The organism is Trichormus sp. NMC-1 (assembly GCF_001858025.1).
GTDB lineage: Bacteria > Cyanobacteriota > Cyanobacteriia > Cyanobacteriales > Nostocaceae > Anabaena.
In genome coordinates this window covers 558,067-566,878 of sequence record NZ_LZQD01000003.1, presented here as the reverse complement: position 1 = coordinate 566,878, position 8,812 = coordinate 558,067, and the positions used below count along the sequence as shown (strand labels likewise).

The window sequence follows — 8,812 nt, the reverse complement described above, 5'->3', positions numbered from 1 at the left end:
TAAATGCTGGGAAAAAGACAGCGGGAATTGATGGTAAAACCGCGCTCACATTCGAGCAAAGGTTTGAGCTAAGTGAAAAACTTAGAACCGAAGCTAATAACTGGAAACACCAGGGATTGCGCGAAATACCCATCCCCAAAAAGGACGGTAAAACTCGGATTCTCAAAGTCCCCACTATTGCGGACAGGGCTTATCAATGCCTTATTAAATACGCACTAGAACCAGCACACGAGGCAACCTTCCACGCCAGGAGCTACGGGTTTAGGACGGGACGTTCGGCGCATGACGCACAGAAAATCTTGTTCCACAACCTATGCTCTACGCGAAATGGAATAGATAAAAGGGTTATAGAACTCGATATCGAAAAATGTTTCGACAGGATAAACCACACTGCCATTATGGATAAACTCATCGCTCCCAAGAGTATAAGACAAGGGATCTTCCGATGTCTCAAAGCCGGAGTTAATCCAGAGTTTCCTGAACAAGGAACACCCCAGGGTGGTGTGGTAAGTCCACTATTAGCTAACATCGCCTTAAATGGGATTGAAAGTGTTCATAGATACCATGTGGCATCTCATAAAAGAATTACAGACAAAACCTCCAAGGAACATATTATTGAGCCATCAGTCCGGTATGCGGATGATATGGTAATAATACTCAGACCTCAAGACGATGCGACCGAAATACTTGATAAAATCAGTCAGTTCCTAGCAGAGCGGGGAATGAAAGTCAGCGAGAAAAAGACAAAGCTAACCGCAGCGACGGATGGTTTTAATTTCCTCGGCTGGAACTTCAAAGTCCAGAAAAACGGAAAGTTTAGATGCGTCCCTTCAGTGGACAATTACAAAGCTTTTCGCAAGAAAGCAAAAGCCATCGTTAACAACTCGAATTATGGAGCTACCACAAAGGCTGAGAAATTAGCCCCCGTAGTGAGAGGTTGGAGGAATTACCACCGCTTCTGCAAGATGGGAGGTACGCGTTACTCGCTATACCACATCGAAACAAGAGCTTTCAGGGTATTCAATAAGGAAGCCAAAAAGAACCGCTATACAAGTAAGCAATTACTAGATAAGGCATTTCCATCAGTTCCTTACTCCGAAAACAAACATATCAATGTCAAAGGGGAGAAATCGCCATATGACGGAGATTGAGGGTTTAATGCAACAACTTCAGCAAAATGAAATTTATTCCCGTGAAGGTAAAATGTATGGTATTTTATTAGTTGAATTACCTAATGGTGAACAAAGAGTAATTAAAGCTTTTTCTGGTTTATTGAATAGTTGTAGTGTGGTTGAAGGTTGGGTGACACCCATTCCCGGACGAGAAGATATTGCCTTAGCAGAAACACGAACTTTAGCAAACTTGGCAGCAATTAAACAAGAGATAATTACTCTCAAACAACTTCCTGAACGAGAAGAATATGAAATATTATTTGCTGAATTTCAACAGCAGTTACAAATAATGAGTTTGCAACATAGTCGAAGTAAAAGAGAACGACAGGAAAAACGTCAACAACTCGGAGAAAACATCACAATTGAAACTATTGCCCAACTGGAAGCAGAAAGCCGTCAACAGGGAATTGAGCGTAAATATCTCAAACGTCGTCAAAATGAAGTTTTGCAGCATTTACAGCAAATTATAAATGCCGCAGATACAAAAATTAGAGAACTAAAACAACAGCGAAGAGAACTATCTCGCCAATTGCAAACATAAAAATTGGAAAAATAAAAACCTTCTAGCCATTCATGAAAGCTGCCACGATTACATACACATGAGCAAGCGCCAAAGCTAAGAACATCGGAAGCTGGGTGCGATGAAAGTCGCACGCCCAGATTTAACTGAGAGGGGCGAGGAGCAATATCCTCCCTCGACTCAACCATGGCATCTAGTATAATCATCAGAAAAATGGCTAATATCATTGCTATTCCACCGGAAAGATACCCACCACCAAAAAGGAAATAGGTAATAAAACCAATACCAGCAGCCATCATTTGAGCAAGTATCAAAGTGCGGATAGCATTAGTTCCGTGTTGGGGGTCTAGATAAATTAAAAAAGCGCTGGAAGCAAGGGAAGCAAATAATAGCCGTTGTTGGGTGAGTGCTTCTACAAAACCCATCACCAACAGTATAGTTACGGTTGGGGCTGTAGCTAATGCTATCTCTCCTTTCAGGTCTAACTTGCGCCTGAGTGTCCGATTTGCTCCTTCTAATGGTTTTAAGCTAGAACGTTTTTGACTCATGACGCGATCTCGCCTTAACAGCTGATTACATCAACTTTAAGACTTTAGAGATATGGCTTCTTCCTACGAATGATAGACAATCTTGAGGCTGATGAAAACATCGGTAATCTAATCGTTTTATGATGCGATTAATTACCATTTAGCCTCAAATAAATTTATGACATCAATAATTTCCATTAACGATAGTCACTCGTTAAAACTTTCACCCCTAGAAGTCCCCAACCGCTTATTACTTGGTCCAGGTCCTTCTAACGCCCATCCTGCGGTATTACAGGCTATGAACACCACACCTTTAGGGCATCTAGATCCGGCATTTTTAGCCTTGATGGATGAGATTCAATCTTTGCTACGCTACGTATGGCAAACAGAAAACCCGCATACCATCGCCGTCAGTGGTACAGGTACAGCCGCAATGGAAGCCACCCTGGCTAACACCGTAGAACCAGGAGATGTGGTATTAATTGGTGTAGCTGGTTACTTCGGAAATCGCTTAGTAGATATGGCGGGAAGATATGGCGCAGATGTGCGAACTATAACCAAACCTTGGGGACAAGTTTTCAATTTAGATGAAATTAGTACAGCAGTAGAAACCCATAAACCGGCGATTTTAGCCTTAGTTCATGCCGAAACATCCACCGGCGCTCGTCAACCCTTGGAAAAAGTGGGTGATTTGTGTCGCCAACATGGCACATTACTATTAGTGGATACCGTTACCAGCTTAGGTGGTGTTCCCATCTTTTTGGATGAATGGGGTGTTGATTTAGCTTATAGTTGCAGTCAAAAAGGTTTAGGTTGTTCTCCTGGTGCTTCTCCTTTTACCATGAGTGCGCGGGCCATGGAAAAGTTGCAAAAACGCCAATCTCAAGTTGCAAATTGGTATTTGGATATGTTGTTGTTGGGGAAATATTGGGGTGCTGAACGCACATATCACCACACAGCCCCGATTAATTTATATTATGGTTTACGGGAAGCGCTGCGTTTAATGGCGGAAGAAGGTTTAGCAAATTGTTGGCAACGTCATCAAAAGAATGTAGAGTATCTTTGGGAAAGCCTGGAAGAAATCGGTTTAAAAATGCACGTTGAAAAGGAATACAGACTACCAACTTTAACTACAGTTTGCATTCCTGAAGGGGTAGATGGTAAAGCCGTTGCCAAGCAGTTATTACTTGAGCATAACATTGAAGTTGGCGGTGGTTTGGGAGAACTTGCGGGTAAGGTTTGGCGTGTAGGTTTGATGGGTTTTAATAGTCGTCCTGAAAGTGTGGATAGGTTGGTTGAGGCTTTGAAGCAAGTTTTGGGTAAGTAGAATTCCTGTGGGGTGGGCATCTTGCCCGCCATAATTATAAATTATATCATATCCGGTTGTTCGCGTAGCGTCTCGTCAGAGATATACTTATCATTTAGACTGACACGGAGACAGGGAGACACGGGGACGCGGAGATTCATTTGTAGCTTTAATTATTTACGTTGTTCTACATACCCGCAAATGTAGAGAATAAAGAAGAAATGCATATTTCAAAACTTATTAGGTGGATAATATAAAAGTCACGCAAAATTGATGAGAATCTGTACTTCTTGTGTTGATATTCGACACAGGACGGTTCAAGAAGTCCCACTCAAAGTACAAGTTACGGGGGTGTGTGTAATGAAAGAATACATGAATATTTTAGAAGGGTTAGTTGAGCAGCTGACACTATCTGCAATTTTAGAGATGCTAGAGCGTATATGTCACAAAAAAGCTGAGAATCTGAGAACTCACTGGAAAGATGAGGACTCTGCAAAAAGGTGGGATAAAGCTGCTAAACAGATCGAAAATCTTAATGTTGATATTTGAACGCTTCGCAGCAGTCCCTACTCTCAATGTACTCGTAGGGTAGGGATTGGAGCGAGTTATTATATCGTATCAGAGCAAATACTAATCATTAGGGCTGACGGGTCGAGTTTTTTTGAGCAGCAATTAACGGGACTTGATATTAGATATCGCATTTTTTACAGTCCCGGCTTTGGTTCAGCAACGCCAAATGTATTTATTTATATATTAATAAGTTATAAGTCGCATTGTTGAACAAGATGCTAAATAAACTTTCGCAGTTTCTTAACCCCAATACTGAAATTCCCGCTACACCTCCCAGCTATTACTATGAAGGAAATTGTCCGCAAACGGGGGAATTGCTGAGACTACCGCGTACTTCTTTAGCAGAAGCTATAGCTGAGGGTTTAATGCAACAACTTCAGCAAAATGAAATTTATTCCCGTGAAGGTAAAATGTATGGTATTTTATTAGTTGAATTACCTAATGGTGAACAAAGAGTAATTAAAGCTTTTTCTGGTTTATTGAATAGTTGTAGTGTGGTTGAAGGTTGGGTGACACCCATTCCCGGACGAGAAGATATTGCCTTAGCAGAAACACGAACTTTAGCAAACTTGGCAGCAATTAAACAAGAGATAATTACTCTCAAACAACTTCCTGAACGAGAAGAATATGAAATATTATTTGCTGAATTTCAACAGCAGTTACAAATAATGAGTTTGCAACATAGTCGAAGTAAAAGAGAACGACAGGAAAAACGTCAACAACTCGGAGAAAACATCACAATTGAAACTATTGCCCAACTGGAAGCAGAAAGCCGTCAACAGGGAATTGAGCGTAAATATCTCAAACGTCGTCAAAATGAAGTTTTGCAGCATTTACAGCAAATTATAAATGCCGCAGATACAAAAATTAGAGAACTAAAACAACAGCGAAGAGAACTATCTCGCCAATTGCAAACCCAAATGCACGCTGCTTATAGCCTAACTAATTTCTCTGGAAAATCTCTATCTTTACAGCAACTACTACCAGGAGGAACACCCACCGGCACAGGGGAATGTTGCGCTCCTAAATTATTACATTATGCGGCAACTCATAAACTAAAACCTTTAGCAATGGCTGAGTTTTGGTGGGGAAATTCTTCTGTTCAAGATAAAAAACAAGGTGAATTTTATGGTGCTTGTGTAGAAAGGTGTCAGCCATTAATGGGGTTTTTGCTATCAGGAAAACATCAGCATTCAGCCCAGGTAAAAGAAGAAATTATTCATGAAGACCAATGGTTAATAGCTGTTAATAAACCTCCAGGATTACTTTCTGTCCCTGGACGTTATGTTCATAACCAAGATAGTGTTCTGAGTCGGTTGCGTAATTGGTATGATGTAGAATTGATGACGGTACATCGTTTAGATCAAGAAACTTCTGGTATTCTTTTATTAGCTAAAGATGTATTTACCCATTCTCAACTAAATCAACAATTCCAAGAAAGAAAAATTCACAAAGTTTATGAAGCTATCCTGGCAGGTAATCTGATTATTAATGAAGGTGTAATTGATTTACCATTGTGGGGAAATCCTGAAAATCGTCCTTATCAAACAGTTGATTTAGAACGGGGAAAACCCAGCTTAACGCACTTCCGGGTAATAAAAAAAGAAGGAGACTATACCCGGATAGAATTTATCCCTCTGACAGGACGCACCCATCAATTACGAGTTCATGCGGCTGATGTGCGAGGATTAGGGATGATGATTTTGGGAGATAAGCTGTATGGTTGCAGTACTGAGAGCAGTAGACTATATCTGCACGCCAGAGAACTGAGTTTTCAACATCCGCATTTAGGAGAAAATCTGTATTTACAGACAAAAACACCATTTTGAAAAACGGGAAACCTCATACTGTTTCAGAATCTGGGATGGTTCATATTGCGGGTTAAAATAATTACCACGAATGGAGCGCCCGCAACTGTGGCGTTTTTTTCAATTGATGGGCTTCCATGCGTGTGAGAACATCATCCAGAATGGTGATCGCTTCGGCAATAAATACGCCTTTGTTTAACATCACACACTCAGCACGTTCAGCCATTGCGGCATCGGTCATCTCTCCCCGCGAAGGTGTTCCATTTTTTACTAAACTCTCTAGCACTTGAGTTGCCCAAATCACAGGAACATGAGCCGCTTCACAAAGCCAGAGAATTTCTTCCTGGATCTCCGCTAAACGCTGGTATCCAATTTCCACAGCTAAGTCGCCTCTGGCGATCATGACACCAAATGATTGCTTCCCTGCTGCATAAATAATTAGTTCTGGCAGATTGGAAACTGCGATCGCGGTTTCAATTTTGGCGACTATAGCTGGTTGAGACCGCCGTTCGACCGAGCGCTTGTCCAATTCTTGTTGAAGTAACTCAATATCGGCAGGTCGTTGCACAAAAGAGTAGCCAATAATATCTGCGTGGGTAGCGACAACATCTAGGTCAGATAAATCTTTTTCAGTCAGTGGGCTGAGGGGCAAAACTGTGTTTGGGAAATTCAATCCCTTTTCAGGTCGAAGTTTGACTCCTTTGGGACTGGCATGAGTTACTTGTAGTAAAAGTCCCGGTTGTTCATCGGGTACTGGGTACTGAGTATCAACTACACGAGTCCGAATCTTGCCATCATCGATATACACTGGGGTGTCAACCGCTAACAAATCGAGAATGTTGGGAACCGTACAGCAGGTTTGGAAATAGTCTACAGGTGATGGGATGGACTCACCTACTTCACTTTCGAGTTCAGGCTCACACCGCAACAGCAGGATATGATCTCCTTTAAATACTCGTTTTTTATTAAGTGGTGCCAGTACCTGTCCTGTGCGGATTTTGAGACCAGCTAAGTCCATCATGACTTTACAAGGTGTTCCTATTTCCTGTTCCGCTCGATGGATATGGTCGATCATCCTCTCCCAGGATTCTGTGGTATCGTGGGCGCAGTTAATTCGCACACAGTTAGCCCCGCGTTGAATAATTTCTCGCACCATCTCATAGTCAGTGGCGGCCTCAGTAGGTAGTGTTACCATAATCCTGACCCGACGCTGGGGTGGGGACTGACCAAACAATTCTTCGGTGTGCTGTTCTAGTAAGCGATCGCCCTCAAAAAAGAACTCAATGGGTGGACGGTTGAGATGCTGGGAAGACTGAGAGCCACAAATGATTTCCAAGGTGGCAATGACAGCATCGAGATTGGGAATCACTCGTGCTTCTATCCGTCCTAATGAAGATAAACCCCAAGGCATTAGTGCAGCTTGGAGGGAACGTAAATCATGCCTACGTAAAGCCAGATACTCAGCTAAATTCAAGGCACTAGAAAGAAACTCAGGACGCTGAATGTGTGATCGCCACTGCTTAAAGGTGGCTTTTCCTACGCTTTCAACGGTCTGGCGAAGTTCTTGCAGAGTCGATAACAAACCCTGTGGACTGGATAGATTAAACTCGATTTTCATTTCTTTCTTCAAATTAAGTTTTAAACTTTGGTCGGCGTAAATATTTGTCGTTAGCATAAGGCGAGGGGAAGGAGAGTTTGAGCCTACCTTATCGTTCTTCACATAGTTTGTTTTTTCACACCGACTTACTTACTCATCGAATTCCTGTTTCTTAACTTCTAGCTTTGTCGTCACCTCATCGAGTTTTGATTGAATCTCAGATTAGGTTTATTTCGCCATCACATTGAATGTTTACAAAATTTACCCCACATAACCTCTACCTTTTGAATGTTTTAGTAAAACTCATACAACTCACCCGCTATTCAAACGCTTGCTAAACCTGAATTTCTCTTACCAGCAACAGAAGAAATTACCAGTTTATTTGTGAAAATATTTCTAGAGTCTGAGAGGATGAATGCACAAGTCTAATTTATTACTACCTCGGCGACTATTAAGTGGCGCGTCACTTGCTTCAAGCGGAGAAACCTTTCTAACACAGTGACTTGGCTACATATAGCAAGACGTGTAGCGACTTTTTATGGACAAACGCGGGGAAGTGAAGATTTTCCAGACTAAATTTAACTGAGATTCTATTTTGCTGATGCAGCTTTTATATGTAAACTCTAATATTGCATAGAAAAAACGTTTACCCTCATGACTGGAGAGCAAAATTTTGGGCATAGAACTACGCAGTTTCGTATTTCTAGACAATCTGCAACCTCAACACGCCGCATATATGGGAACAGTAGCCCAAGGTTTCTTACCATTACCTGGGGATACATCCCTGTGGATTGAAATCTCACCCGGTATCGAAATCAATAAAATTACAGATGTCGCCCTCAAATCTGCCTCTGTCCGTCCGGGAGTACAGGTAGTGGAAAGGCTATATGGACTATTAGAAGTACATTCTGGCTCCCAAGGGGAAACACGAGCCGCAGGACAAGCAATTTTAGCCCTGCTGGGAGTGAAAAAAGAAGACTGTCTCAAACCCCGTGTGGTTTCTAGCCAAATTATTCGCAATATTGACGCTTACCAAACCCAACTTATTAACCGCACCCGTCGGGGACAGCTACTGTTAGCTGGACAAACCCTATATGTATTGGAAGTTGAACCAGCTGCTTACGCTGCGTTAGCTGCAAATGAAGCCGAGAAAGCAGCGTCAATTAATATCCTGGAAGTGCAAGCTGTAGGTAGCTTTGGACGGCTGTATTTAGGTGGACACGAACGGGATATCCTAGCGGGGGCAGCAGGAGCCTTAACGGCGATTGAAAACGTCCCTGGTCGAGAAAATCCCCAGCAGCGTAAGGAATAA

General features: G+C 42.1%; 7 protein-coding genes and 1 pseudogene. 6 read left to right on the top strand and 2 right to left on the bottom strand.

Annotation, left to right across the window (positions count from 1 at the left end):
• Both A9Y75_RS13820 and A9Y75_RS27620 read left to right on the top strand, forming a co-directional pair.
• On the top strand, positions 1–1,151 hold a 1,151-nt coding region (locus A9Y75_RS13820), incomplete at its 5' end, for a reverse transcriptase domain-containing protein (RefSeq protein ID WP_236721402.1).
• 1 nt (position 1,152) lies between these two features.
• A pseudogene (locus A9Y75_RS27620) lies at positions 1,153–1,710 on the top strand (RluA family pseudouridine synthase); the annotation flags it as partial.
• On the opposite strand, the gene A9Y75_RS29640 reads toward A9Y75_RS27620, so the two are convergent.
• Complete coding sequence (locus A9Y75_RS29640; protein ID WP_236721401.1) at positions 1,605–2,240, bottom strand: HPP family protein; 636 nt, start codon at positions 2,238–2,240, stop codon at positions 1,605–1,607. The pseudogene A9Y75_RS27620 and the gene A9Y75_RS29640 overlap by 106 nt on opposite strands.
• A 157-nt stretch (positions 2,241–2,397) precedes the next feature.
• Between A9Y75_RS29640 and A9Y75_RS13810 the strand changes: the two genes are divergently transcribed.
• The 3 genes from A9Y75_RS13810 to A9Y75_RS13800 all read left to right on the top strand — a co-directional run bounded on the left by A9Y75_RS13810 (position 2,398) and on the right by A9Y75_RS13800 (position 5,924).
• A complete protein-coding gene (locus A9Y75_RS13810) occupies positions 2,398–3,546 on the top strand; it encodes an alanine--glyoxylate aminotransferase family protein (RefSeq protein ID WP_071190117.1) in 1,149 nt (382 codons plus the stop codon).
• A 339-nt stretch (positions 3,547–3,885) separates the two neighbouring features.
• Positions 3,886–4,074 carry a hypothetical protein gene (locus A9Y75_RS13805; RefSeq protein ID WP_071190151.1) on the top strand — a complete coding sequence of 63 codons (189 nt, stop codon included), beginning with the start codon at positions 3,886–3,888 and terminating at the stop codon, positions 4,072–4,074.
• Between the two features lie 236 nt (positions 4,075–4,310).
• The gene (locus A9Y75_RS13800) at positions 4,311–5,924 is read left to right on the top strand and encodes an RluA family pseudouridine synthase (protein ID WP_071190116.1); all 1,614 of its coding nucleotides are present in this window, start codon (positions 4,311–4,313) and stop codon (positions 5,922–5,924) included.
• Positions 5,925–5,985: 61 nt separating this feature from the next.
• On the opposite strand, the gene A9Y75_RS13795 is transcribed toward A9Y75_RS13800, so the two are convergent.
• Positions 5,986–7,578 carry a pyruvate kinase gene (locus A9Y75_RS13795; RefSeq protein ID WP_236721400.1) on the bottom strand — a complete coding sequence of 531 codons (1,593 nt, stop codon included), beginning with the start codon at positions 7,576–7,578 and terminating at the stop codon, positions 5,986–5,988.
• 595 nt (positions 7,579–8,173) lie between these two features.
• On the opposite strand from A9Y75_RS13795, the gene A9Y75_RS13790 reads away from it, so the two are divergent.
• Complete coding sequence (locus A9Y75_RS13790; RefSeq protein WP_026104322.1) at positions 8,174–8,812, top strand: hypothetical protein; 639 nt, start codon at positions 8,174–8,176, stop codon at positions 8,810–8,812.

Excerpts from the sequence above, each read along its gene's own strand:
- A9Y75_RS29640 (WP_236721401.1), bottom strand. The coding sequence starts at position 2,240 with ATGAGTCAAAAACGTTCTAGCTTAAAACCATTAGAAGGAGCAAATCGG.
- A9Y75_RS13810 (WP_071190117.1), top strand. The coding sequence starts at position 2,398 with ATGACATCAATAATTTCCATTAACGATAGTCACTCGTTAAAACTTTCA.
- A9Y75_RS13805 (WP_071190151.1), top strand. The coding sequence starts at position 3,886 with ATGAAAGAATACATGAATATTTTAGAAGGGTTAGTTGAGCAGCTGACA.
- A9Y75_RS13800 (WP_071190116.1), top strand. The coding sequence starts at position 4,311 with ATGCTAAATAAACTTTCGCAGTTTCTTAACCCCAATACTGAAATTCCC.
- A9Y75_RS13795 (WP_236721400.1), bottom strand. The coding sequence starts at position 7,578 with ATGCTAACGACAAATATTTACGCCGACCAAAGTTTAAAACTTAATTTG.